20 protein-coding genes, 1 tRNA gene and 1 riboswitch are annotated in these 24659 nt (G+C 44.9%); of the genes, 16 read left to right on the forward strand and 5 right to left on the reverse strand.

Annotation, left to right across the window (positions count from 1 at the left end):
- Positions 1-35 precede the first annotated feature (35 nt).
- Positions 36-2333: a formate C-acetyltransferase gene (gene pflB, locus OH459_RS17080; protein ID WP_009702726.1), complete on the reverse strand. Its 2298-nt coding sequence runs from the start codon at positions 2331-2333 to the stop codon at positions 36-38.
- A gap of 389 nt (positions 2334-2722) precedes the next feature.
- Positions 2723-2798, reverse strand: a tRNA-Asn gene (locus OH459_RS17085).
- A gap of 559 nt (positions 2799-3357) precedes the next feature.
- On the opposite strand from OH459_RS17085, the gene uvrB reads away from it, so the two are divergent.
- The 3 genes from uvrB (at position 3358) to luxU (ending at position 7458) form a co-directional block, all read left to right on the forward strand.
- Positions 3358-5388, forward strand: a complete 2031-nt coding sequence (gene uvrB / locus OH459_RS17090; protein ID WP_005444695.1) for an excinuclease ABC subunit UvrB — start codon at positions 3358-3360, stop codon at positions 5386-5388.
- 325 nt (positions 5389-5713) lie between these two features.
- Positions 5714-7117, forward strand: a complete 1404-nt coding sequence (gene luxO / locus OH459_RS17095; RefSeq protein ID WP_005444697.1) for a quorum-sensing sigma-54 dependent transcriptional regulator LuxO — start codon at positions 5714-5716, stop codon at positions 7115-7117.
- Positions 7114-7458: a quorum-sensing phosphorelay protein LuxU gene (gene luxU, locus OH459_RS17100; RefSeq protein WP_005444699.1), complete on the forward strand. Its 345-nt coding sequence runs from the start codon at positions 7114-7116 to the stop codon at positions 7456-7458. The genes luxO and luxU overlap by 4 nt, the downstream gene beginning before the upstream one ends.
- Before the next feature lie 113 nt (positions 7459-7571).
- On the opposite strand, the gene OH459_RS17105 is transcribed toward luxU, so the two are convergent.
- Positions 7572-8465 (reverse strand): YvcK family protein, encoded by an 894-nt coding sequence (locus OH459_RS17105; RefSeq protein WP_005444701.1) that lies wholly within the window; start codon positions 8463-8465, stop codon positions 7572-7574.
- A 175-nt stretch (positions 8466-8640) separates the two neighbouring features.
- A riboswitch (molybdenum cofactor riboswitch) is annotated at positions 8641-8774 on the forward strand.
- Between OH459_RS17105 and moaA the strand changes: the two genes are divergently transcribed.
- From moaA to OH459_RS17165, 12 genes are all read left to right on the forward strand, one after another.
- Positions 8763-9752, forward strand: coding sequence for a GTP 3',8-cyclase MoaA (gene moaA / locus OH459_RS17110; RefSeq protein ID WP_269987805.1), 990 nt, complete (start codon positions 8763-8765; stop codon positions 9750-9752). It overlaps the preceding riboswitch by 12 nt.
- Positions 9753-9853: 101 nt before the next feature.
- Complete coding sequence (moaB, locus tag OH459_RS17115) at positions 9854-10366, forward strand: molybdenum cofactor biosynthesis protein B (RefSeq protein ID WP_005433210.1); 513 nt, start codon at positions 9854-9856, stop codon at positions 10364-10366.
- A gap of 26 nt (positions 10367-10392) precedes the next feature.
- Positions 10393-10869 carry a cyclic pyranopterin monophosphate synthase MoaC gene (moaC, locus tag OH459_RS17120; protein ID WP_050908866.1) on the forward strand — a complete coding sequence of 159 codons (477 nt, stop codon included), beginning with the start codon at positions 10393-10395 and terminating at the stop codon, positions 10867-10869.
- Positions 10869-11126: a molybdopterin synthase sulfur carrier subunit gene (moaD, locus tag OH459_RS17125; protein ID WP_005444716.1), complete on the forward strand. Its 258-nt coding sequence runs from the start codon at positions 10869-10871 to the stop codon at positions 11124-11126. The genes moaC and moaD overlap by 1 nt, the downstream gene beginning before the upstream one ends.
- Before the next feature lies 1 nt (position 11127).
- The gene (gene moaE / locus OH459_RS17130) at positions 11128-11583 is read left to right on the forward strand and encodes a molybdopterin synthase catalytic subunit MoaE (RefSeq protein ID WP_009702831.1); all 456 of its coding nucleotides are present in this window, start codon (positions 11128-11130) and stop codon (positions 11581-11583) included.
- Positions 11584-12143: 560 nt separating this feature from the next.
- The gene (locus OH459_RS17135; RefSeq protein WP_269987806.1) at positions 12144-13775 is read left to right on the forward strand and encodes an ABC transporter substrate-binding protein; all 1632 of its coding nucleotides are present in this window, start codon (positions 12144-12146) and stop codon (positions 13773-13775) included.
- Positions 13776-13882: 107 nt separating this feature from the next.
- A complete protein-coding gene (oppB, locus tag OH459_RS17140; protein ID WP_005444724.1) occupies positions 13883-14803 on the forward strand; it encodes an oligopeptide ABC transporter permease OppB in 921 nt (306 codons plus the stop codon).
- A 15-nt stretch (positions 14804-14818) separates the two neighbouring features.
- Positions 14819-15721 carry an oligopeptide ABC transporter permease OppC gene (gene oppC, locus OH459_RS17145; RefSeq protein ID WP_005444726.1) on the forward strand — a complete coding sequence of 301 codons (903 nt, stop codon included), beginning with the start codon at positions 14819-14821 and terminating at the stop codon, positions 15719-15721.
- 30 nt (positions 15722-15751) lie between these two features.
- The gene (locus tag OH459_RS17150; protein ID WP_005444728.1) at positions 15752-16723 is read left to right on the forward strand and encodes an ABC transporter ATP-binding protein; all 972 of its coding nucleotides are present in this window, start codon (positions 15752-15754) and stop codon (positions 16721-16723) included.
- Complete coding sequence (oppF, locus tag OH459_RS17155) at positions 16720-17712, forward strand: murein tripeptide/oligopeptide ABC transporter ATP binding protein OppF (RefSeq protein ID WP_009698507.1); 993 nt, start codon at positions 16720-16722, stop codon at positions 17710-17712. Before OH459_RS17150 ends, oppF begins: the two co-directional genes overlap by 4 nt.
- A 184-nt stretch (positions 17713-17896) precedes the next feature.
- Complete coding sequence (locus OH459_RS17160; protein WP_269987807.1) at positions 17897-18841, forward strand: glutathione S-transferase family protein; 945 nt, start codon at positions 17897-17899, stop codon at positions 18839-18841.
- A 135-nt stretch (positions 18842-18976) separates the two neighbouring features.
- Positions 18977-20251 carry an MgtC/SapB family protein gene (locus OH459_RS17165; protein ID WP_256902244.1) on the forward strand — a complete coding sequence of 425 codons (1275 nt, stop codon included), beginning with the start codon at positions 18977-18979 and terminating at the stop codon, positions 20249-20251.
- A gap of 69 nt (positions 20252-20320) precedes the next feature.
- Here the strand turns inward: OH459_RS17165 and pta are convergent, their stop codons facing one another.
- Both pta and OH459_RS17175 read right to left on the reverse strand, forming a co-directional pair.
- Positions 20321-22486, reverse strand: coding sequence for a phosphate acetyltransferase (gene pta, locus OH459_RS17170; protein WP_005439640.1), 2166 nt, complete (start codon positions 22484-22486; stop codon positions 20321-20323).
- A gap of 138 nt (positions 22487-22624) precedes the next feature.
- Positions 22625-23821 (reverse strand): acetate kinase, encoded by a 1197-nt coding sequence (locus tag OH459_RS17175; RefSeq protein ID WP_005444740.1) that lies wholly within the window; start codon positions 23819-23821, stop codon positions 22625-22627.
- Between the two features lie 345 nt (positions 23822-24166).
- On the opposite strand from OH459_RS17175, the gene yfbV reads away from it, so the two are divergent.
- Positions 24167-24619, forward strand: a complete 453-nt coding sequence (gene yfbV, locus OH459_RS17180; RefSeq protein ID WP_005444743.1) for a terminus macrodomain insulation protein YfbV — start codon at positions 24167-24169, stop codon at positions 24617-24619.
- The last annotated feature ends 40 nt before the right edge of the window (positions 24620-24659 follow it).

Consider the following 24659-nt stretch of genomic DNA (forward strand, 5'->3'; position numbering starts at 1 on the left):
GGGGGATGAGCTAAGGTTAACGTTTCTAAATTGACTTACAGTTTTTCTGTAAAGGTGCGGCTGATAACGTCTTGTTGCTGCTCTCTCGTTAGCGAGTTAAAACGTACTGCGTAACCAGACACTCGAATCGTCAATTGAGGGTATTTTTCAGGATGTTCAACCGCATCTAACAGCATCTCTCGGTTGAGAACATTAACATTGAGATGCTGACCACCTTCAATCGCAATAGCCTCATTGCTTGCTTCATGATGGAAGTACCCATCCATTAGTGCTGCAAGGTTCTTCTTCTGGCTTGACTCATCTTTACCTAATGCGTTGGGTACAATTGAGAAGGTGTAAGAAATGCCATCTTTCGCGTAAGCAAACGGCAGTTTGGAAACCGAAGCTAACGAAGCAACCGCTCCTTTTTCATCACGACCATGCATTGGGTTTGCACCTGGACCAAACGGCATACCTGCGCGGCGACCATCTGGCGTGTTACCCGTTTTTTTGCCGTAAACCACGTTAGATGTGATGGTTAGGATCGACTGAGTTGGCACAGCTTCACGATAAGTGTGCATCTTCTGAATTTTTTTCATGAAGCGCTCTACTAGATCACAAGCGATGTCATCAACGCGTGGATCATTGTTACCGAATTTCGGGTAGTCACCTTCGATTTCAAAATCAACGGCGATGCCATTCTCGTCGCGAATCGGTTTCACTGTTGCGAATTTGATTGCAGCTAAAGAGTCTGCCACCACAGATAGACCCGCAATACCACACGCCATGGTTCGATGTACGTCACGATCCATCAGTGCCATTAATGACGCTTCGTAGCTGTAACGGTCATGCGAGTAATGGATGATGTTCAACGCAGTGACATATTGAGTCGCTAACCATTCCAACATGTTATCGAAGCGCGGCATTAGTGCGTCAAAGTCGAGAATTTCATCTTGAACTTTTTCTACAGATGGACCTACTTGCGCTTTAGATTTCTCGTCTATGCCGCCGTTGATTGTGTATAGCAGCGCTTTTGCAAGGTTGGCTCGTGCGCCAAAGAACTGCATGTGTTGACCAACAATCTGTGGACTCACACAACAAGCTATCGCGTAATCGTCGTTATTGAAATCTGGGCGCATCAGATCGTCGTTTTCGTACTGAACGGAAGACGTATCAATTGACACTTTTGCTGCGTATTGCTTAAACGTCTCTGGTAATTGCTCTGACCACAGGATCGTCATGTTTGGCTCTGGTGCTGGTCCCATAGTATGCAATGTATGTAAGTAGCGGAATGTCGTTTTAGTTACGAGCGTGCGACCATCTACCCCCATCCCAGCCATGGCTTCTGTTGCCCAGATTGGGTCACCAGAAAACAGTGAATCGTATTCTGGTGTACGCAGGAAGCGAACCATGCGCAATTTCATGATGAAGTGGTCGATCATCTCTTGCGCTTGTGATTCATCAATCAAACCATTTGCGATATCGCGTTCTAGATAAACGTCTAAGAAGGTTGATGTTCGACCCAATGACATTGCAGCGCCATTTTGTGATTTAACCGCCGCTAGGTAGCCAAAGTAGGTAAATTGAATCGCTTCTTGTGCTGTTTTTGCGGGTAGCGACATATCAATGCCGTATTTCAGACCCATTTGACGAATGTCTTCAAGTGCTTGAACTTGATCGGCAATCTCTTCACGCAGGCGAAGTGTCTTTTCAAGATCACTGCCACGCTCTAGGAAAGTTTGTGTTGAGTTGTATTGCTCTTTTTTATCTGCTTTTAAGAATTCGATACCGTAAAGGGCGATACGTCGGTAATCACCGATGATACGTCCACGACCATAAGCATCTGGAAGACCAGTAATGATGCCTGATTTACGACACGCTAGGATCTCTTTGGTGTACAGATCGAAACACGCTTTGTTGTGAGTTTTGCGGTATTCGGTGAAGATCTTTTCTACGGTTGGGTCTAGCTCTCGACCGTACACTTCGCACGAGTTTTTCACCATACGAATGCCGCCATTGGCGATAATGGCACGTTTGAGTGGCTGTTCGGTTTGTAAGCCAACGATCTTTTCTAAATCTTTGTTGATGTAACCCGCATCGTGAGAAGTAATTGTTGATGGCAGAGCGGTATCGAAATCAACAGGCGCGTGTGTGCGGCTTTCTTGTTTAATGCCTTCAAGCACTTGGTTCCACAATGCTGACGTAGATTCACTTACCTCAGCTAAGAAGGACTCGTCTCCTTCATAAGGGGTGTAGTTTTTTTGGATGAAGTCACGAGTGTTGACAGCATTTTGCCATTCACCAGCAGCGAATCCAGTCCATGCGTCAAGCATATCAGTCGTCGGAATAGTCATTAGTAAATCCCTAAGTTATTGATAAATAGAATGGAGGCGACGAGTAGGACGGAACCATTCTTAACCCTTTCAATCGTATGGACTTACTATCTATGAGTAAAATGAATGCTTTTCATTTTTTAAATGATTAAAATGCATTAATATTTAAATCATAGGTTTATGGTTGGCTTTTGCTTTTGGAACCACACATTTAATGCTTGGTATCGTGAATTTATCGGCGAATTAAAAGTAAAACAGAGTAATGAGCAGATTTGCCGTCATTCGAATTAGGAAGAAGCGGTGTGTATGAAGAGATTGTGTAACTGTATTTACTAAGCTTATTTGTGCTGAGATTCTAGAGGAGCAGATACGAAAAAGCCGCGTCTTTGGACACGGCTTTGTCGGGAATTTGGCTCCTCCTGCTGGATTCGAACCAGCGACCTGCGGATTAACAGTCCGTCGCTCTACCGACTGAGCTAAGGAGGAATTGCTTTGCTTGAAAGCGGGTCGAATCTTACCGAGCACCTATATTTCTGTCAACACCTAAAAAACACATTTCTAGTAAAAAATAATGGAATTTTATCTTTACTTTCTTGTAATCCTTGCCAGTAAAGGGCTGGAGTTACTTATCCACCAAATTTGTGGATAACTATGTTGATGAGATCTGAGTAAAGAACTTTTATATGCAACAGTGTTGTTTTGTTTTGAATTTTTAAGCAGAAATAGGCACTGAATAAGCAAATAAAACAGTGATTTATTTAGATTGACGCAGAATTAGTTAAAGTGGATAAAATTTAGCCTTTTGGGGATAAAGGATAATATTAGGTCTTTCTGGGGAAAAGTTGTGGAAATTAAATTGTGATGATTTGGGGAGTATCACCAAGTAGGGCGAAAGACTATAACAGAGTCACCAGACTAAGGCTAGATCAAAATAGAGAAAGCACAAAAATTAGTAACAATGAGCTATAAATCTAAAATAGACGTAGATTTCATCTAATAAGGTGTATATATATACAGCCAAAGTGCAGTAAATTTGAGGAAGGGTATGAGTAAAGTTTATGAACTGGTCTCTGAGTATCAACCATCTGGTGATCAGCCAACCGCTATCAAACAGTTATTGGAAGGGTTAGACGCAGGTCTTGCTCATCAGACGCTATTGGGTGTAACTGGCTCAGGTAAAACATTCACGTTGGCAAATGTGATTGCGCAAGCGCAGCGTCCTGCCATCCTCCTTGCACCCAACAAAACGCTGGCAGCTCAGCTGTATGGTGAGATGAAAGCCTTCTTCCCAAATAATGCCGTAGAGTACTTCGTCTCTTACTATGATTACTACCAACCCGAAGCATACGTTCCAACGACGGACACCTTTATTGAAAAGGATGCTTCAGTTAACGCTCATATTGAGCAAATGCGTTTATCGGCCACTAAAGCCTTACTAGAACGCAAAGATGCGATCATCGTAGCGTCGGTATCGGCTATTTATGGTTTGGGTGATCCGGAATCGTATCTGCAAATGATGTTGCACCTGCGTCGTGGAGATGTGATTGATCAGCGTGATATGCTGCGCCGTCTTGCAGAGTTGCAATATTCTCGCAATGACGTTGCATTCGAACGTGGTCAGTTCCGCGTTCGTGGTGAAGTGATTGATATCTTTCCGGCAGAATCAGACCAAGATGCGGTCCGTGTCGAAATGTTTGATGATGAAGTGGATTGCATTAGCGTATTCGACCCTCTGACTGGAGTGGTGAAACAGCGTGACTTACCACGTTATACCATCTATCCAAAGACTCACTATGTGACTCCGCGTGAGCGTATCCTTGATGCGATTGAAAGCATCAAAGATGAGCTTGAAGTTCGCAAGAAGCAGTTGCTAGATAACAACAAGCTTCTAGAAGAGCAACGCATCAGCCAACGAACTCAGTTCGATATTGAGATGATGAACGAGCTAGGCTTCTGTTCAGGTATCGAAAACTACTCCCGTTACTTAAGTGGTCGAGCGGAGGGTGAGCCGCCCCCAACACTATTCGATTACTTACCTCATGATGGTTTACTGATCATCGATGAATCGCACGTTACGGTTCCACAAATTGGTGCGATGTATAAAGGTGACCGTTCGCGTAAAGAGACGTTGGTGGAGTTTGGCTTCCGTTTACCTTCAGCATTGGATAACCGTCCGATGAAGTTTGAAGAATTTGAGGCGATTTCTCCACAGACGATATTTGTATCAGCGACACCAGGTAACTACGAGCTGGAAAAATCAGCCGATGAGATTGCTGATCAGGTTGTACGCCCAACGGGTCTGCTCGATCCGGAATTGGAAGTACGTCCGGTATCGACTCAAGTTGATGACTTGTTGTCTGAAATTCGCATTCGAGCGGCGAAAGATGAGCGTGTTCTGGTGACAACGTTAACCAAGCGTATGGCAGAAGACTTGACCGAATACCTTCACGAGCACGATGTGAAAGTTCGATACCTTCACTCAGATATCGACACCGTTGAGCGTGTAGAAATTATTCGCGACCTTCGTTTAGGTGAGTTCGACGTGTTGGTAGGGATCAACTTGTTGCGAGAAGGTCTCGATATGCCCGAAGTATCGCTGGTGGCGATCTTGGATGCAGATAAAGAAGGTTTCTTGCGTTCAGAGCGTTCATTGATTCAGACCATTGGGCGTGCAGCTCGTAACATCAAAGGTAAAGCGATTCTTTACGCAGATTCGATCACTAAATCGATGAAGAAAGCAATGGACGAAACGGATCGTCGCCGTGAGAAGCAAAAGGCATATAACGCAGAGATGGGCATTGAGCCTCAAGCCTTGAAGCGCAATATCAAAGACATTATGGAGCTGGGGGATATCACTAAGTCCAAACGTCAACGGAACACTAAGCAAGTTCCGTTATCGAAAGTGGCAGAGCCTTCGCAAACCTACGAAATTATGTCTCCACAGCAGTTGGAGAAAGAGATCAGTCGTCTAGAAGCGGCGATGTACCAACATGCTCAAGATCTGGAATTTGAATTAGCAGCGCAAAAGCGTGACGAGATTGAGAAGTTACGCGAGCAGTTCATCGCTAACAGTTGATTGATTGCTTCATTCCATGCCCAAGTGTTTGTGTTTACATAAATCGCTTGGGCACTTTCTTCCCCCATACTCAACAGACAAAAAAGAAGCCAATAGGCAGTCGGATCTATTGGCTCGTTTTGTGAACATATCGTTCACTAACAACGTCAGTTGGCTAGGTGACCCGAGGGGTCATTAGTTTAAGAGCATGGTTTGTGCCATAATTTAACCTGTTGATATTCGGTTTAGTTTATTTAGAATACCCACAATCTTACGAATGATTATTTGCAAAATGCAAAGCGTAATGCGATTATTATTTAAAACACAACAAAAAATCGGCTAGGCTATGCAACAAATAACAGAAGGTCAAAAGTCTCGTTATCTACTAATGGTAGAAGACACCGCATCTGTCGCGGCATTGTACCGTTCTTACCTAACGCCACTCGGCATCGATATCAATATTGTTGGTACAGGCAGAGACGCAATCGAAAGTCTGAACCACCGTATTCCTGATCTTATTCTGCTCGATCTTCGTCTACCTGATATGACGGGGATGGATGTATTGCACGCAGTGAAGAAAAGTCACCCAGACGTGCCAATTATCTTTATGACTGCCCATGGCTCTATCGATACTGCGGTAGAAGCAATGCGTCATGGTTCTCAAGATTTCTTAATTAAACCATGTGAAGCTGACCGTTTACGCGTCACGGTAAATAATGCGATCCGTAAAGCTACCAAGCTTAAAAATGAAGCGGATAATCCGGGCAACCAAAATTACCAAGGCTTTATCGGCAGTAGCCAAACCATGCAGCAGGTTTACCGCACTATTGACTCGGCGGCGAGCAGTAAAGCAAGTATTTTCATCACGGGTGAAAGTGGTACTGGTAAAGAGGTGTGTGCCGAGGCAATTCACGCAGCAAGCAAACGTGGTGATAAGCCGTTTATCGCCATTAACTGTGCTGCCATCCCTAAAGATCTGATTGAGAGCGAGCTATTTGGTCACGTAAAAGGTGCATTTACTGGCGCGGCAAATGACCGACAAGGTGCGGCTGAGCTTGCTGACGGTGGCACTTTGTTTCTTGATGAGCTTTGTGAGATGGACCTAGACCTCCAGACAAAGTTACTAAGATTCATTCAAACGGGGACGTTCCAAAAAGTCGGTTCTTCGAAGATGAAGAGTGTGGACGTACGTTTTGTTTGCGCAACGAACCGCGACCCTTGGAAGGAAGTGCAAGAAGGGCGTTTTCGTGAAGACTTGTATTATCGTTTGTACGTGATCCCATTGCACCTTCCACCGCTGCGTGAGCGTGGCGAAGATGTAATTGAGATTGCTTATTCGTTGCTTGGTTATATGTCTCACGAAGAAGGCAAAAGCTTCATCCGCTTCTCGCAAGAGGTGATTGATAGGTTCAATAGTTATGAATGGCCGGGTAACGTTCGTCAGTTGCAAAACGTACTGCGCAACATTGTGGTATTGAACAACGGCAAAGAGATTACGTTAGACATGCTGCCACCGCCGTTGAACCAGCCAGTGGTTCGTCAATCGGCATCAAAATTTATTGAACCTGACATTTTGACGGTGTCAGACATTATGCCGCTTTGGATGACTGAGAAAATGGCCATCGAGCAGGCGATTCAAGCGTGTGATGGCAATATTCCACGCGCTGCGGGCTACTTAGATGTCAGCCCATCGACGATTTATCGCAAGTTGCAAGCTTGGAATAGCAGGGACGAAAAACAAAACGTATGAGTATGAACGTATTAAATCAGCAAAAGATTGAAGAGCTGTCTGCTGAGATAGGCAGTGATAATGTGCCCGTTTTGCTTGATATTTTTTTAGGGGAAATGGACACCTATATAACCCGATTATCTGATCTTAAAGGCAATGAGCAATTGATCTATTTGAAAGAGATCAGCCACGCACTCAAAAGCAGTGCCGCAAGCTTTGGTGCAGATCGACTGTGTGATTTGGCTATTGCGATCGACCGAAAAGCGAAGTCGAATCAGTTAGCCGAGCAGGGTGAGGATGCCACAGAAATGCTCGCTTTGCTTGATGTCACACGCGATGCCTATCGCTCTTGGACAAACTAGCGCTTTGTTGACGCTATTCAATGAGCACTAAAACATAAAGCCCTTCCGGTGTGGAAGGGTTTTTTATTCGATCACATTGCTCTAGCTGGAGTCGTTTTCTCGATGCGAACTTTCTAGTTCGACGGCAACTGGTTTTCAATCGCAAGTTTGAGCTTGTCTCGATCATGACGCCAATCGCGATTAGTAGAAGCTAACGACTCGGTGACCACATTCCAGTTCTCAAGCACCTCTGGCTCTGTTTCTTCTGCCAATACGACATCAATCTTTCTTCCTTGGCAAGCACGCTCGCACCATTCGAGTTTTTGCTTCATTGTCATACGCCCAGCAGGACCATACTCTGGACTCAAGTTGGCGACAAAAATCACTTTTGCAGTTTGATTTGCGGCAATAGCTTTACCCAATTCAGGTAGGAGCAGTGGCGGCATAATGCTTGTTAAGAAACTTCCGGGACCAAGAATGATGGCGTCAGCTTCAGCAAGTGCTGTCACAGCTTCTTTGGTTGCGGGAACTTCTGGTGATAGATCGAGACGACGCAAATCGGTATCCATCTCATCGACGTTGGTTTCGCCCGTAACCCATTGCCCATCGACCGATAATGCGGTGAGATCGGAAGGGTGCTCAGACATAGGAAGAATGTTGACGTCGACTTTCAACATATTGCGAATAAGGTTAATCGCTTCTAATGGGCGTACTGATAGGTTATCCAGAGCGGTCAGCATTAGGTTACCTAGGTTGTGTCCGTCGAGTTCGCCAGTACCTTTGAAGCGATATTCGAACATCATGGAACTGATTGATGGTTCAGTGATCAACTGGTTGATACAGTTACGCGTATCACCCCATGCAATACCACCTTGGCAATGGCGAATACGACCGGTTGAACCGCCATTGTCGGTTGTTGCAACAATGCCAGTTGCATTGCTGCCAAAATCTTTTAATGCTGCCAACATACGGCCTAAACCGTGACCACCACCAACTGCGACCACTTTCTTATCGGTGTAGATATTCATTACGTTCTTCTAATAATCTTGTAAAAAACGACTACAATTTAACTTAATGAGTGCCAAAGGGGTACTCACTAAGCGGTAAATTGTGTTTCTAGAGAGTTTTTTATCACTCAAGTCTGGATTCCATTACAAATATTAAGTATTTTACACGGCAAAGCTATCAGGGGTTTACCTCCTCTGGTTGCCATAACTCCGAGCTCACTATGCTAAGTCTAAGGATAGGCGTTTTGAGCCAGTGACATTCTGTCACAAGGGCATAATTGGAAATGATTATGCCTCCCGTGTTTGGAAAGGTGTTCCGTGGCGCAACAATTCGAAGACAAATTTCATCGTAAGTTCTATTACTTGCGTCTGTCTGTGACTGACGTATGTAATTTCAAATGTACCTATTGCCTTCCTGACGGCTACAAGCCATCGGGCAATAAAAACTCGTCTTTTTTATCTCTCCCTGAGATCAAGCGTGTCGTAAGAGCGTTTGCAGATTGTGGTACCTCAAAGGTCCGCATCACAGGTGGTGAGCCGAGTTTACGCAAAGACTTTACTGACATTATCCACTCTGTCGCAGCGACGCCTGGCATCAAAAAAGTCGCTACAACGACTAATGGCTACCGCATGGCGAAACAGGTTGCTGATTGGCGTGAAGCTGGGCTGACTAATATTAATGTTAGTGTGGATAGCCTTGACCCCCGCATGTTCCATCAAATTACTGGTGAAAATAAGTTCACTGAGGTGATGAATGGTATCGAGCGCGCATTTGAAGTGGGTTATGAGCAAGTCAAAGTTAACGTGGTGCTGATGAAAGACCTCAACCACAGTGAGTTGCCTGCTTTTCTTAACTGGATTAAAGACCGTCCAATCCAATTGCGTTTTATTGAGTTAATGCAAACAGGAGAAATGGATGAGTTGTTTGCTAAGCACCATGTCTCTGGTGTTGCGATCCGAAATCAATTAATCGCCAACGGTTGGTTACTGAAAGTCCGTTCTCATAATGATGGACCTGCTCAGGTTTTCGTTCATCCTGATTACAAGGGTGAAATTGGTCTTATCATGCCTTATGAAAAAGACTTCTGTGAGAGCTGTAACCGACTTCGTGTCTCGGCTATGGGTAAACTGCATCTTTGTCTGTTCGGTGAACATGGCGTGGAGTTACGTGACCTGTTAGAGCGCGACGAGCAAGAAAGCGAATTGATTGAACGTATTCAGGCACAGTTGCAAACGAAATCCGTAAGTCACTTCTTGCACGATGGCAACACTGGTATGACGCCGCATCTTGCGTCTATCGGCGGTTAACTCCAATCAGATTTCACATCAGGAGCAGACGTGGCTTCTGATGATTTTTCCAGAATCGATACCTTGCGTATCAAAAAGCAAATTAAAGAATAGGTGAACAAATGGGTCACGCTGAAAGCAAATTTCAACCTGCAAACATTGCCGTTCTAACGGTATCTGACACTCGTACTGAAGAAAACGACACCTCTGGTGGTTACCTAGTTGAACACGCGAAGGAAGCAGGTCATAACGTCGTTGATAAGCAAATCGTAATTGACGATATGTACAAGATCCGTGCGATCGTTTCCCAGTGGATTGCGGATGAAAACGTACAAGCAATCATGATCACTGGTGGTACTGGTTTCACTTCACGTGACAGCACTCCAGAAGCGCTTAAGCCTCTATTCGATAAAGAAGTAGAAGGCTTTGGTGAGCTATTCCGTTTGGTTTCTTATGAAGAAATTGGTACTTCAACCATTCAATCTCGTGCGATTGCTGGTTTCGCTAACCACACTGTTATCTTTGCAATGCCTGGCTCTACAGGTGCGTGCCGCACAGGGTGGACGAAGATCATCAAGCAACAACTAGATGCAAGTCATCGTCCTTGCAACTTTATGCCACACCTATCTGTATAACCTTTCCTAAAAGCGAAGGAAAAACCATGACCCAATTTACACATATCAATGCGTCTGGCGAAGCGAACATGGTCGATGTATCAGCGAAAGCGGAAACGGTTCGTGAGGCGCGTGCAGAAGCATTCGTTCACATGGCACCTGAAACTCTGCAATTGATTGTTTCTGGCCAACATCATAAAGGTGATGTGTTTGCAACCGCACGCATCGCTGGTATTCAAGCGGCAAAAAAAACGTGGGACCTAATTCCACTTTGCCATCCTCTATTGCTTTCGAAAGTAGAAGTACAACTTGAAGCAATTGAAGCTGAGAGCATGGTACGCATTGAATCCGTTTGCAAGCTAGCAGGTAAAACTGGTGTTGAAATGGAAGCGCTAACGGCAGCTTCTGTAGCTGCATTGACGATTTACGATATGTGTAAAGCGGTACAAAAAGACATGGTTATTGGTCAAGTTCGTCTTCTAGAGAAGACGGGTGGTAAATCTGGTCACTTCAAGGCGGAATAATGATTAAAGTTCTTTTCTTTGCTCAAACGCGTGAACTGGTTGGTATCGATGCGCTTGAGCTCGATGATCAATTCAACAATGTTGAAGCGATTCGTGCTCACTTGGTTGAAATTGGTGAAGGTACAGAAGGTAAGTGGGATCTCGCCCTTGAGCCTGGTAAATTGCTCGCTGCAGTAAACCAATCTATTGTCCCACTGGATACTGAAGTGAAAGAGGGTGATGAAGTTGCTTTCTTCCCTCCAGTGACAGGAGGTTAAGATGGATCCTCGTGTTTCTGTACAGGCTGAAGACTTTTCTGTTGATCAAGAGTATCAGCGCTTGTCGGAAGGCACTGCGTCTGGAGCCGTTGTTACGTTTATCGGTAAGGTTCGTGATATGAATCTTGGTGATAATGTGATCGGTCTGCACTTAGAGCATTATCCTGGAATGACAGAAAAAAGCCTGATCGATATCTGTAATGAGGCGGAGTCACGTTGGCCATTACTTGGGGTCCGCGTGATACATCGTGTTGGTGACCTTGATACCGGCGATCAAATTGTGTTCGTAGGAGTCTCAAGCGCTCATCGAGGTGCGGCATTTGATGCTTGTGAATTCATTATGGATTACCTAAAGACTAAAGCGCCATTCTGGAAAAAAGAACGTACAACGAGCGATAACCGCTGGATTGAGTCACGAGATACTGACCATCAAGCTGCGCAGCGTTGGGAAAAGTAGAACCGTTTTTTATTCTGCGACCAAATCTAGTAAAGCCAGATGTTCATCTCATCTGGCTTTTTCTTTTTTACGATAAAAACGGAGTTTACTTCCTACTTTGACCTGCTGATAAATTCATCACCTTTCCTTCCTTTCACCTCTCGGTGACCTTGTTCACAATAAAAAATATCGAACAAGATATATGCAATTATTAATTAGACTCAATGTGTCACAAATGTTAATTTTTATACATATATCTAGCATAAGATGCTACCAAAGAGTTTGAATTTAGATTTATCGACAGTTTTGCCTGCCAAATGAACTCGCAAATCTGCATTTATCTACCCAATACAAACTATGTAGTATTTATTGCTAAATATGAGCACTAATTACAGAATTATTAGTTTTTTTGCTACATTTTTATGGCAAATTACTTCAATGATTGCTAATGTGTGCCGCAGTCTTTGTAAGGTTTTAGTGTTTTGTGCTCAGAAAGTGTACTAAAAAATTCTAAAATTCTGACCGTTCCAGTCCCTTGCAGAGAAGTCATGGATGCTAATGAAAAACTTGGAGTTTTACGCATGTATAAGAACAAAATCACCAAAGCCCTTCTTCTAGGTGCTGGTCTGGCAGTGGCTGCCTCTTCTTCTACCGCTTTCGCTGCTGACGTTCCAGCAGGCACTAAACTAGCAGATAAACAAGAACTCGTTCGTGGTAACGGTACTGAAGTTGCAACAATCGACCCGCACAAATCTCAAGGGGTTCCAGAGTCGCATGTGATTCGTGATCTTCTTGAAGGCTTAGTGAACCAAAATGCAGACGGCGACACTATCCCTGGTGTAGCTGAGAGCTGGGAAACCTCAGACAACAAAACTTTCACCTTCCATCTACGTAAAGACGCAAAATGGTCTAACGGCGATCCTGTAACAGCGCAAGATTTTGTATACAGCTGGCAGCGTGCGGTCGATCCTGCGACGGCTTCACCATATTCTTGGTACATGGAATACACCAAGATGAAGAATGCAAAAGACATCGTTGCGGGCAAAAAAGACAAGAGCGAGCTCGGTGTTAAAGCGACTGACGACCACACGCTAGTGGTTGAGCTAGATACCGCCGTTCCTTACTTTGTAATGATGGCTGGTCACACAACAATGAAACCAGTACATAAAGCGACAGTTGAGAAGTTTGGTGATCAGTGGACGAAACCAGAAAACTTCGTAGGTAACGGCGCTTATGTCGTAAACAACTGGGTTGTGAATGAGCGTCTAGAGCTTGTTCGTAACAACGAATACTGGGATAACGACAAAACGGTTATCAACAAAGTAACGTACCTTCCAATTGAGAACGGTGTTGCTGAAATGAACCGTTTCCTATCTGGTGAAATTGATTTCACGTCTAAACTGCCGACAGAGCACTTTAAACGTCTGAAAAAAGAGCACCCAGAATCAGTATCGGTTGAAGGTAGCCTGTGTACTTACTACTACTCATTCAATACTAAGAAAGAACCATTCAACGACGTTCGCGTTCGTAAAGCGATTTCTTACGCTATCGACCGTAACATCGTAGCAAACGCAATTCTTGGTCAAGGTCAGAAGCCTGCTTACTTCCTAACGCCTGAAATTACAGCGCATTTCAACCCTGAGCTACCAGCTTACGGCAAGATGACGCAAAAAGAGCGTAATGCAGAAGCGGCACGCCTATTGGCTGAAGCGGGTTACGGTAAAGACAACCCACTTAAATTCTCTCTTCTATACAACACGGATGAGAACCACAAGAAACTAGCAGTAGCACTAGGTTCTATGTGGAAGAAAACTCTAGGTCTAGACGTAACGCTAGAAAACCAAGAGTGGAAAACTTACCTATCGACTAAAGACCAAGGTGATTTCGAAGTGGCACGCGCCGGTTGGTGTGGTGACTACAACGAAGCATCTTCATTCCTAACCCTAATGGTTAGCTCGAACACAACTGGTGGTCAGCACTGGGGTAATAAAGAGTACGATGCTCTGATTGATAAAGCGATCAAATCGATTTCTGAAGAAGAGCGTACCAAAATTTACCTAGAAGCTGAGCAACTGATGGCGAAAGATATGCCAATTGCGCCTATCTACCAGTATGTTCGTTCTCGTCTATTAAATCCGCACGTTGGTGGTTTCCCTGCAAACAACGCGGAAGAAAAGATCTACACCAAAGATCTTTACATCAAAGCTGACTAATTAAAGTCACTTCAAAACTATAAGAATAAGGCTCACACGCACCATTGAAGGAGCGTGTGCAGCCTATCATTTACATTTTAACTGTCACAGACTGAAAGAGTGAGTTTATGCTTAAATTCATCGCAAAAAGGATATTTGAGGCGATCCCAACCATGTTGGTTTTGATCACCGTATCTTTCTTTCTCATGCGTTTCGCACCGGGTAACCCATTCTCGAGCGAGCGCCCATTACCGCCAGAAGTTATGGCGAACATTGAAGCTAAATACGGTCTAGATAAGCCTGTATTTGAGCAATACACCACATATTTGACCAACGTTATCCAAGGTGATTTTGGTCCTTCATTCAAATACTTAGATTACACAGTAAATGAGCTAATCTCTGTTGCATTACCAGTATCAGCGAAGGTTGGTTTTATCGCCTTTATCTTCACTGTAATTTTGGGGGTGACGGTTGGAACCATAGCCGCACTCAAGCAGAATACTTGGGTGGACTACGCCATAATGTCAACGGCGATGCTCGGGGTAGTTATGCCGTCCTTCGTATTGGCTCCTGCTCTGATTTACTTGTTCTCTCTCCATTGGAATTTATTCCCCGCGGGTGGTTGGCATGACGGAGGGTGGCAATACATTGTGCTACCTGTGATCGGTATGTCATTGCTCTACGTGGCGACTTTCGCACGTATCACTCGTGGCTCGATGATCGAAACATTGAACAGTAACTTTATTCGTACCGCTCGCGCAAAAGGTCTAAGTTACCGTTACATCATCCTGAAACACGCACTAAAACCAGCTCTGCTTCCTGTTGTGTCATACATGGGGCCAGCGTTTGTAGGTATCATCACAGGTTCGGTTGTTATCGAGACCATTTTTGGTCTGCCTGGTATCGGTAAGCTGTTTGTCAACGCTGCCTTCAACCGTGACTACTCGCTAGTAATGGGTGTGACCATTCTGATTGGTTTCCTATTCATTCTATTCAACGCTATCGTTGATATTCTGCTAGCAATGATTGACCCGAAAATTCGCTACTAACAGGGAAGTATGGTTATGTTAACGAAAAAAGAGAATCTTGAAGCGGTCGAGAAATTTGCAGAGAACCTGGAAGTTGAAGGCCGTAGTTTGTGGCAAGACGCCCGTATCCGCTTTATGCGTAACAAAGCGGCGATGGTGAGCTTGTTCATTCTTGCATTGATGACCCTAGCGGTAATCTTCTTACCGATGATTGCCCCTTACGCTTTTGATGATACTGACTGGTATGCAATGCACGTTGGTCCGAGTGCTGAGCACTGGTTTGGTACAGACAGCTTAGGTCGAGACCTTTACGTACGTACGCTGATTGGTGGTCGTATCTCTCTAATGGTTGGTGTTCTAGGTGCATTAGTTGCGGTTGTGATTGGTACACTTTACGGTGCGGCTTCTGGCTTCATTGGCGGTAAAGTTGACCGTATCATGATGCGTATTCTTGAGATCCTATATGCGGTACCGTTCATGTTCCTAGTTATCGTACTGGTAACATTCTTCGGTCGTAACATTGTTCTTATCTTCGTCGCTATCGGCGCTATCGCATGGCTAGATATGGCTCGTATCGTACGTGGTCAAACGCTAAGCCTGCGTAGTAAAGAGTTTATTGAAGCGGCACACGTTTGTGGTGTGAGCAACTGGAAGATCATCACTCGCCACATCGTTCCAAACGTATTGGGTATCGTAGCGGTTTACTCAACACTACTTATCCCAAGCATGATTCTAACGGAATCATTCCTTTCATTCCTTGGTCTTGGTGTACAGGAACCAATGACAAGTTGGGGCGCACTTCTACAAGAAGGCTCACAAACAATGGAAGTAGCAATCTGGCAGCTGGCATTCCCAGCAGCGTTCATGGTTGTGACTCTATTCTGCTTCAACTACGTTGGTGACGGTCTGCGCGATGCGCTGGATCCAAAAGACAGATAATTAAAAATAGAAAGAATAAAGGAAGCAATGATGAGTTTATTAGATGTCAAAGATCTGCGCGTCGAATTTACCACGCAAGATGGTATCGTAACCGCAGTAAACGATTTGAACTTCTCTCTGAATCAAGGCGAGACCCTAGGTATCGTAGGTGAGTCTGGTTCAGGTAAGTCACAAACTGTATTCGCAATCATGGGTCTACTGGCTAAGAACGGTATTATCTCTGGTAGCGCGAAATTTGAAGGTCGAGAAATCCTTAACCTTCCAGAAAAAGAGCTTAACAAGGTTCGAGCGGAACAGATCGCTATGATCTTCCAAGACCCGATGACCTCTCTTAACCCATACATGAAAGTCAGTGATCAGCTGATGGAAGTACTGATGCTGCACAAAGGTATGGGCAAAGCAGAAGCATTCGAAGAGTCTGTTCGTATGCTTGAAGCAGTAAAAATCCCAGAAGCCCGTAAGCGTATCACTATGTACCCACACGAGTTCTCGGGCGGTATGCGTCAACGTGTAATGATCGCAATGGCGCTGCTGTGTCGTCCAAAACTGCTTATTGCGGATGAGCCAACAACGGCATTGGACGTTACGGTTCAAGCGCAGATCATGGATCTGCTGAACGAGCTGAAATCTGAGTTCAACACTGCAATCATCATGATCACGCACGACCTTGGTGTTGTTGCAGGTTCATGTGACAAAGTACTGGTTATGTACGCGGGTCGTACCATGGAGTACGGCACAGTGAACGAAATCTTCTACAACCCAAGCCACCCATACGCAGAAGGTCTATTGAAGGCTATTCCTCGTCTAGATACAGAAGGCGAGATTCTGCCAACGATTCCTGGCAACCCGCCAAACTTGCTTCGTCTACCACCTGGCTGTCCTTACCAAGATCGCTGCCATCGCGTGATGGATCGTTGTAAGCGTGAAGCACCAATTCTGACGCCATTTGGTGATGGTCGTCAGCGTGCATGTTTTTCTGAATGGGAGGCTTGGAGCAAATGAGTACAGATAAAAAGCTAATTCTGGATGTATCTGATCTGAAAGTTCACTTCAGCATTGCATCAAAATCTGCGTGGCCTTGGTCAAAACCTTCAAGCCTAAAAGCGGTAGACGGCGTAAACGTTCGTTTATACGAAGGCGAGACCCTTGGTGTAGTAGGCGAGTCCGGTTGTGGTAAATCGACATTTGCTCGCGCCATCATTGGTCTGGTGGAAGCAACAGACGGTGAAGTGGTTTGGTTGGGTCAAGATCTGACAAAAATGAAAGACGTCCAACGCCGTGAAACGCGTAAAGAAATCCAAATGATTTTCCAAGATCCTCTGGCTTCTCTTAACCCACGTATGACGGTTGGTGACATCATCGCTGAACCATTAGAGACATTCTACCCAGAGCTGACTAAGCAAGAAGTGAAAGACCGCGTAAAAGAGATGATGGCGAAGGTAGGTCTTCTACCAAACGTTATCAACCGTTACCCACACGAATTCTCTGGTGGTCAGTGTCAGCGTATTGGTATCGCACGTGCTCTGATTTTAAAACCTAAGATGATTATCTGTGACGAGCCAGTATCAGCACTGGATGTATCGATTCAGGCTCAGGTAGTTAACCTATTGAAAGAGCTGCAAAAAGAGCTTGGTCTTTCATTGGTGTTCATTGCGCACGATTTATCAGTTGTGAAACACATTTCTGACCGCGTACTGGTTATGTACCTAGGTAATGCTGTGGAGCTGGGTGAAGCAGATGCGTTGTTTGCAGATCCAAAGCACCCATACACTCGTGCACTAATGTCTGCTGTGCCTATTCCAGATCCGGAAATTGAACGCAGTAAGAAGATCCAGATGTTAGAAGGTGATCTACCATCTCCGATCAGCCCACCATCGGGCTGTGTATTCCGTACTCGTTGCCCTCAAGCAACGGATGAGTGTGCAAAGACAAAACCAAATATCCAAGGTTCTGATATTCATGCAGTTTCTTGTTTGCACGTAGCGGTGTAATTAAATTCGGCCTGTGACGGGCTTAAGCGCGGCTCCTTTTATAGGGTCGCGCTTTTTTTATGCCTACGATCTAGGCTTGATTTAGTTCATTCGAAATTCTTGAACAAGTTGAACTAAGCGGTTGGATTTTAAGCTTTGCATGATTCGCTAATATAGTGGAAAACAGAATCTGAGGAGAGCAGTCATGGGTAAGTTAGTTGAAGGTGTTTGGCACGATGTATGGTACGACACTAAATCAAGTGGCGGTAAATTCGTGCGAGAAGATGCAGGGTTTCGTAACTGGATTAAAAACAAACCGGATGCAACCTATCAACCAGAGTCTGGTCGCTATCACTTGTATGTTTCACTTGCTTGTCCTTGGGCACACCGAACGTTGATTTTTCGCAGTCTCAAAGGGTTAGAAAAACACATCGATGTCACCGTGGTGTGTCCTGATATGCTAAACGAGGGCTGGCAGATGGGACTGCCTGAGCCATTATTTGGTCACTCCCGTATGCATCAAATTTATACTGAAGCTAAACCGGATTACACTGGTCGAGTAACAGTGCCAGTATTATGGGACAAGAAGACCAATACCATTGTGTCGAATGAATCGTCAGAAATCATCCGAATGTTTAACTCTGAGTTTAATGAGTTAACAGGCAATCATGATGATTATTACCCGGAGCAGCTTCAAAGTGTGATTGATGAATGGAATGATGACATCTATCCACACGTGAATAACGGTGTTTATCGTTGCGGGTTTGCCACAACTCAAGAGGCGTATGAAGAAGCTTTTGATTCACTCTTTGATGCTTTGGATAAAATTGATGCCCATCTTGCGACGCATCGCTACTTAGCAGGTAATAAAATCACTGAAGCGGATTGGCGCTTGTTTACTACTCTTGTGCGTTTTGATGCGGTGTATGTTGGTCATTTCAAGTGTAATAAACAACGTATTGCTGATTACGCAAACATTCAAGGTTATTTGAAAGAGCTGTATCAAGTAGAGGGTGTGGCAGAAACCACGGACTTCTACCACATAAAGCGTCACTATTATTTTAGCCATACTGGCATCAACCCAACACAAGTGGTACCAAAAGGTCCTGAATTAGATTTGGATTCACCTCATGGTCGAGAATCTACCTAAGTTTAAAACCTCTAAGAAAAGCGCCATTTGATGTGGCGCTTTTCTTTTTTCTCAATATCTTCTTAGCATCACAGCTTCTTCCTACCAATCACATAAACTGATGATATAACAACCGATCTTTGACCGAGGTGGGGTATGGATATCAATGAGTTTGTCAGTGGCGAGCATCTAATTTGGAATCTGTTTGTTGCTCTGCTTTTGGGTGCGATTGTGGGAACACAACGTGGCTGGGTGATGCGCAATAGCGTCGAAGGCAGTCGCGTTGCAGGTATTCGCACCTTTTCTTTAGTCGGTTTGCTTGGTGGCTTGGTTGGGATTCTTGCCAATCTGTATACGCCTTTGTTACTTGGCTTTGCTCTTATTGCTTTGGTTATTCTTGCTTGCATTGCGTTTGTTATTCAGCAAAGAAAGAGTGAAGACATCAGCATTACTGGCGTCGTCAGTTTAGTCATTACGTTTGTTCTTGGTAGTTTGGCAGTATCCGGTGAGCCTGTTCTTGCTGCGGCAGCTGCCGTTATCACCGCAGTTGTTCTGGACAACAAGAGAGAACTTCATCAGGCGCTTCAACGCCTCCAAGAGTACGAGCTTGATGCCGCTTTGCGTCTGCTGCTCATTTCCATCGTCTTGTTGCCGCTCTTACCCAATCAAGCTTACGGTCCTTGGAATGCACTTAATCCTTATGAGATTTGGTGGATGGTGGTGTTGATTGCCAGTATTTCATTTGTGGGCTACTTTGCGATTAAAATTGGTGGGGCGAAGCGAGGCATTTTGTTTACTTCTGTCTTCGCTGGCTTAAGCTCATCTACTGCGCTCACACTGCAGTTCTCCCATCTTTCACGCGAACAATCGAGTATCAGCCCTTTGCTAGCAAGCGGCATACTATTGAGTTGCGGTACCATGTTTCCTAGGCTGCTAATTGTGCTGTCAGTGATTAACCCTCAGTTAGTGACATTGTTGTGGCCCATCGTCATGATTATGATGATTGCTCTTTACTTCCCTGCTTGGTGGATATGGCGTCGAAGTGAGGTAGGGAAGGTGGAACAATCAAATAAACAAACCAATCCTTTGGCATTGCAATCGGCGTTGTTCTTCGGTGTCGTATTGGCTGTGATTATGCTGTTATCGCATGCACTGGCTGATCTGTTTGGTAATGCTGGTGTTCTGATACTATCTGCGCTATCCGGCATTACAGATGTCGATGCTATTTCCCTTGCTCTTGGGCGACAAAGTACCCAAACCCTAAGTGTGGAAACCGCGGCACTGGGTATTCTGATCGCGGCATCAGTCAATACAGTGGTGAAAATGGGGATGGTTGTCGCAATAGGGGATAAGGCATTGTGGAGAAGAGTTGCGCCCGTCATGGTTGGATGCGTGCTTTCTGGCGCTATTTTGTTTTTGGCTTTGTATTGATTTATCCGAACATTAAATGAAAAAAACCTCGCCGTGGCGAGGTTTTATTCTTTGGAAGAAGCGAAGTTATTAGTTAACTGCTTTTTCTTTTGCTTGGTCAGCTTGATCTGCCTGAATCGCAGTTAGAGCAACTGTGTACACGATATCGTCTACTAGTGCACCGCGAGATAGGTCGTTTACAGGCTTGCGCATACCTTGAAGCATTGGACCGATAGATACTAGGTCTGCTGAACGTTGTACCGCTTTGTAAGTCGTGTTACCAGTGTTTAGGTCTGGGAATACGAATACTGTCGCTTTACCTGCTACTGGAGAGTTAGGCGCTTTAGAAGCTGCCACGTTTTCCATGATCGCTGCATCGTACTGTAGAGGACCGTCGATCACTAGATCTGGACGTTTCTCTTGAGCAATCTTAGTCGCTTCACGTACTTTATCTACGTCTGCACCCTTACCAGATTCACCAGTAGAGTAAGAGATCATAGCAACGCGAGGGTCGATACCGAATGCCGCTGCAGAATCAGCAGATTGGATAGCGATTTCAGCAAGCTGTTCAGCTGTTGGATCTGGGTTGATCGCACAGTCACCGTAAACCAATACTTGGTCAGGTAGCAGCATGAAGAATACAGAAGATACGATAGACGCATCAGGTGCAGTCTTGATGATTTGGAACGGAGGAACGATAGTGTTTGCTGTGGTGTGAACCGCACCAGAAACTAGACCGTCTACTTCGTCGTTCTCAAGCATCATTGTGCCTAGGAATACTGAATCTTGTAGCTTCTCACGAGCAACAACTTCAGTCATACCTTTCGCGCCACGTAGCTCAACTAGACGAGCAACGTAGTTTTCACGAACTTCATCAGAGTTGATGATAGTTACGCCAGCACCTAGCTCAACGCCTTGTTGTGCAGCAACGCGACGGATTTCGTCTGGGTTACCTAGAAGCACACATTCAGCGATGCCGCGCTCAGCACAGATAGCCGCAGCTTTAACTGTACGTGGCTCGTCACCTTCAGGAAGAACGATACGCTTACCAGCTTTACGAGCGAACTCAGTTAGCTGGTAACGGAATGCTGGTGGGCTTAGACGACGAGACTTCTGAGTACCTTCAGTCATAGACTCGATCCAGTTACCGTCGATGTGACCAGCAACGTGCTCGTTGATGAACTCAATACGCTCTTTATCGTCTGCAGGTACTTCGATAGAGAAGCTCTGTAGGTTTAGAGAAGTCTGCCAAGTGTTACCTTGTGCTTTGAAGATCGGTAGACCAGTTTCGAACGCTGGCTTACAAAGACCAGTGATCTCTTCAGGGATGTCGTAACCGCCAGTCAATAGAACTGCACCGATATCAACACCGTTCATTGCTGCAAGTGCTGCTGCAACGATTACGTCTGGACGGTCTGCAGAAGTAACAAGTAGAGAACCTGGTTTGAAGTGCTCAATCATGTTTGGCAGAGAACGTGCACAGAAAGTGATGCTCTTAATACGACGAGTCGCAATGTCACCTTCGTTGATGATGTCAGCATTTAGGTGCTGAGCCATATCGATAGCACGAGTAGCGATCAGATCGATGCTCCATGGCACGCAACCTAGTACACGAATTGGAGAAGTGTTGAAGATTTCCATCACTTTCATTTCGTTTTGCTTCGCGCTGTCTGCATCATCAAAGATTTCAGATAGGTCAGGGCGAGTACGGCCAGCTTCGTCAACAGGTGCGTTTAGCTTGTTGATGATTACGCCAGAGATGTTCTTGTTCTTAGTACCACCGAAGTTAGAACATGCTACTTCGATGCGCTCTTTAAGTTGAGCTGGGTTATCTGTACCAGGAGTTGCAACAAGAACGATTTCCGCGCCTAGAGTCGCTGCGATTTCCGCGTTCACTTGGTTAGCGAATGGGTGCTTACGAGTTGGTACTAGACCTTCGATAAGCGTTACGTCTGCATCTTTGTTGATTTGGTTGTAACGCTCAACAACAGTTTCTAGCAGCTCGTCCATGTTGTCGTTACCGATTAGGCTTTCAGCAACAGACATCGCTAGTGGTTGACCGATCTTCATATCGCTGTTGTAACCAACGATAGTTGAAGTTAGATCAGGTTGATCACCGCCAGAACGTGGCTGTGAAATTGGTTTGTAGAAAGAAACCTTAACGCCTTTGCGCTCCATTGCGCGAAGAACACCCATGCTTACGCTAGTTAGACCAACACCAGCACTTGCAGGGATAAGCATAATAGTACGAGACATTCGTAGAGTACCTTTAGCTATTGGGGGATAAAAGCTCAACTCTTATTCCATGAATAATTCAGAGAATAGGAGTTAAGCCCCTAAGAAATTCTTTTGGAAGAAAAACTGGCTAGCCGAGTGGCTAGCCAGTTCAATCTATTAAAGACCTGCTAGGCGTGCAGTGTCTTCAGCAATTACTAGCTCTTCGTTAGTAGAGATAACCATTGCTGGGATACGGCTGTTAGCTGTAGTGATAGTACCTTCGCCGCCAAAACGTGCTTTAAGGTTAGCTTCACCATCAACTTCGATACCGAAGATACCTAGACGGTTTAGAACCATTTCACGGATAGGACCAGAGTTTTCGCCGATACCGCCAGTGAACGTGATTGCGTCTAGACGACCTTCCATAGAAGCAGTGTAACCAGCTACGTACTTAGCTAGACGGTGACAGAACACGTCCATTGCACGAGTTGCTTCTTCTTTCTCACCGTAGTTGTCTTCAACGAAACGACAGTCAGAAGTCACTTCAGTTAGACCAGCAAGACCAGACTCTTTAGTTAGCATGTTGTTGATTTCTTCAACAGAGTAACCTAGAGCGTCGTGTAGGTGGAATACGATAGCTGGGTCGATATCACCACAACGAGTACCCATTACTAGACCTTCAAGAGGAGTAAGACCCATAGAAGTGTCTACAGATTGACCGTTCTTGATTGCACAAACAGAAGCACCGTTACCTAGGTGACAGTTGATGATGTTTACTTCTTCAACTGGCTTGTTTAGTAGGCCTGCAACTTCACGAGTGATGAATAGGTGTGAAGTACCGTGCATGCCGTAACGACGGATACCGTGCTCTTTGTATAGTTTGTATGGAAGAGCGTATAGGAAAGACTCTTCAGGCATAGTTTGGTGGAACGCAGTGTCGAATACAGCAACGTTTTGAAGCTCTGGGAAGTTGTGTTTAGCAGCTTCGATACCGATGATGTGCGCTGGGTTGTGAAGCGGTGCGAAAGTCGCAGCGTCTTGAATACCTTTTAGTACGTCATCAGTGATTAGTGCAGATTGAGTGAACTGCTCACCACCGTGTACGATACGGTGACCGATAGCGCCTAGGTTAGCTTTAAGCTCTGGCTTAGAAGCAAGAATAGTTTCAACCATGAACGCTAGTGCTTCTTCGTGTGCTGCACCGTTGCCTAGTTGAGCTTCGTGTTTACCGTCAAGTTTCCACTTGATACGTGCTTCAGGAAGGTGAAGACATTCAGCAAGACCTGATAGGTGCTCTGCACCTGTTTCTGCATCAACAACAGCAAATTTAAGAGAAGAACTACCGCAGTTTAAAACTAAAACTAGCTTAGACATGTGTGACTACCTGTTATTCGTCTGATCAAAATCAGTTAAAGGATGAAAAATTAATCACAAGAATAGACGATACCGCCAAGGGTGCGTACTAATCTTGGTCAAAAATTGTTCTAATTCCGTATAAATGAATAGTGATGAACCCATCCACCACTATGAAGCGATCCGTGCAGAATAAAATCTCGGAGTTGCTTAAATTGTAAATAACGGCAACAATGAGATTGAGGGTCTGCAAAGGATAGCGATAATAGGCAATGATAACAAAAAAATTTTGAAAGAATATTAACTTTCATCAATTTTTTGCGCCTTCAGTTGAAATGTTCAACTATTTTTTAGTGAGAGAGCGGTATGAGCAAACAAGTCGGATTGATCCATAGCCTGAAAGACGGCCAGAGTTACATGGAGATCTGGCCGGTTCGTAAAGAGCTGAACGCCATTTTTCCCGAACAACGCATTATTAAAGCAACACGCTTTGGCATTAAAGTGATGCCAGCGGTTGCAGCAATCAGTGTGCTCACTCAAATGGCTTTTAACAATTATGATGCGCTTCCTCAAGCCATTGTGGTTGCACTGTTCGCAATCAGCATGCCACTGCAAGGCATGTGGTGGTTGGGCAGCCGTTCCAATACTAAGTTGCCACCTGCCTTAGCATCGTGGTATCGAGAGCTGCACCAAAAAATTACCGAAACAGGATTTGCTTTAGAGCCTGCTAAAGCGCGTCCAAGATATAAAGAGCTCGCAGTAATTTTAAACCGAGCTTTTCGCCAACTGGATAAGACTTCATTAGAGCGTTGGTTCTAATCTTCTTGTTCGGTCATCAACTCATTGAAATGGAGTGTGC

Source organism: Vibrio sp. MM46, from assembly GCF_027587135.1.
Lineage (GTDB): Bacteria > Pseudomonadota > Gammaproteobacteria > Enterobacterales > Vibrionaceae > Vibrio > Vibrio harveyi.

Excerpts from the sequence above, each read along its gene's own strand:
- uvrB (WP_005444695.1), top strand. The coding sequence starts at position 3,358 with ATGAGTAAAGTTTATGAACTGGTCTCTGAGTATCAACCATCTGGTGAT.
- OH459_RS17160 (WP_269987807.1), top strand. The coding sequence starts at position 17,897 with ATGGGTAAGTTAGTTGAAGGTGTTTGGCACGATGTATGGTACGACACT.
- OH459_RS17105 (WP_005444701.1), bottom strand. The coding sequence starts at position 8,465 with ATGAATATCTACACCGATAAGAAAGTGGTCGCAGTTGGTGGTGGTCAC.
- oppB (WP_005444724.1), top strand. The coding sequence starts at position 13,883 with ATGCTTAAATTCATCGCAAAAAGGATATTTGAGGCGATCCCAACCATG.
- luxU (WP_005444699.1), top strand. The coding sequence starts at position 7,114 with ATGAGTATGAACGTATTAAATCAGCAAAAGATTGAAGAGCTGTCTGCT.
- moaE (WP_009702831.1), top strand. The coding sequence starts at position 11,128 with ATGGATCCTCGTGTTTCTGTACAGGCTGAAGACTTTTCTGTTGATCAA.
- luxO (WP_005444697.1), top strand. The coding sequence starts at position 5,714 with ATGCAACAAATAACAGAAGGTCAAAAGTCTCGTTATCTACTAATGGTA.
- OH459_RS17165 (WP_256902244.1), top strand. The coding sequence starts at position 18,977 with ATGGATATCAATGAGTTTGTCAGTGGCGAGCATCTAATTTGGAATCTG.
- pflB (WP_009702726.1), bottom strand. The coding sequence starts at position 2,333 with ATGACTATTCCGACGACTGATATGCTTGACGCATGGACTGGATTCGCT.
- pta (WP_005439640.1), bottom strand. The coding sequence starts at position 22,486 with ATGTCTCGTACTATTATGCTTATCCCTGCAAGTGCTGGTGTTGGTCTA.
- oppF (WP_009698507.1), top strand. The coding sequence starts at position 16,720 with ATGAGTACAGATAAAAAGCTAATTCTGGATGTATCTGATCTGAAAGTT.
- OH459_RS17135 (WP_269987806.1), top strand. The coding sequence starts at position 12,144 with ATGTATAAGAACAAAATCACCAAAGCCCTTCTTCTAGGTGCTGGTCTG.
- yfbV (WP_005444743.1), top strand. The coding sequence starts at position 24,167 with ATGAGCAAACAAGTCGGATTGATCCATAGCCTGAAAGACGGCCAGAGT.
- moaD (WP_005444716.1), top strand. The coding sequence starts at position 10,869 with ATGATTAAAGTTCTTTTCTTTGCTCAAACGCGTGAACTGGTTGGTATC.
- moaC (WP_050908866.1), top strand. The coding sequence starts at position 10,393 with ATGACCCAATTTACACATATCAATGCGTCTGGCGAAGCGAACATGGTC.
- moaB (WP_005433210.1), top strand. The coding sequence starts at position 9,854 with ATGGGTCACGCTGAAAGCAAATTTCAACCTGCAAACATTGCCGTTCTA.
- OH459_RS17175 (WP_005444740.1), bottom strand. The coding sequence starts at position 23,821 with ATGTCTAAGCTAGTTTTAGTTTTAAACTGCGGTAGTTCTTCTCTTAAA.
- OH459_RS17150 (WP_005444728.1), top strand. The coding sequence starts at position 15,752 with ATGAGTTTATTAGATGTCAAAGATCTGCGCGTCGAATTTACCACGCAA.
- oppC (WP_005444726.1), top strand. The coding sequence starts at position 14,819 with ATGTTAACGAAAAAAGAGAATCTTGAAGCGGTCGAGAAATTTGCAGAG.